Raw genomic sequence first — 560 nt, 5'->3', positions numbered from 1 at the left:
CCTCACCTTGCCGTCGGGTGTGAATCCGGAGGGGACGGTGTTGGTGACGGGTGGTACGGGTGTGTTGGGTGGTGTGGTGGCTCGGCATGTGGTGCGTGTGTGGGGTGTGCGGCGGTTGGTGTTGGTGAGTCGTCGTGGTGTGGATGCGCCGGGTGCGGGTGTGTTGGTGCGGGAGTTGGAGGGGTTGGGGGCGAGTGTTTCGGTGGTGGCGTGTGATGTGTCGGATCGGGGGGCGTTGGAGGGGGTGTTGGCGGGGGTTCCGGTGGAGCATCCGTTGACGGGTGTGGTGCATGCGGCGGGTGTGTTGGTGGATGGGACGGTTGCGTCGTTGTCTGCTGGTGGTGTGGATGCGGTGTTGGGTCCGAAGGTGGATGCGGCGTTTCATCTGGATGAGTTGACGTCGGGGTGTGATGTGGCGGCGTTCGTGTTGTTCTCGTCTGCTGCGGCGTCGTTCGGTGGTGCGGGGCAGGGTGGTTATGCCGCGGCGAACGCGGCGTTGGACGGGTTGGCGTGGCGTCGTCGTGCGGCGGGGTTGCCTGCCGTCTCCCTCGGCTGGGGCC

1 protein-coding gene is annotated in these 560 nt (G+C 66.6%); it reads left to right on the top strand.

The genetic code is table 11. The features are described 5' to 3' along the window. Positions 1–560: SDR family NAD(P)-dependent oxidoreductase (locus tag NGF19_RS30440; protein ID WP_252429170.1), on the top strand; the 560-nt coding region annotated here is incomplete at both ends.

Source organism: Streptomyces macrolidinus (assembly GCF_023887685.1).
In the GTDB taxonomy this organism is placed as follows: Bacteria; Actinomycetota; Actinomycetes; order Streptomycetales; family Streptomycetaceae; genus Streptomyces; species Streptomyces macrolidinus.
Note: the sequence above shows the minus strand (reverse complement) of the source record. Positions and strands in the feature narration are given on the sequence as shown.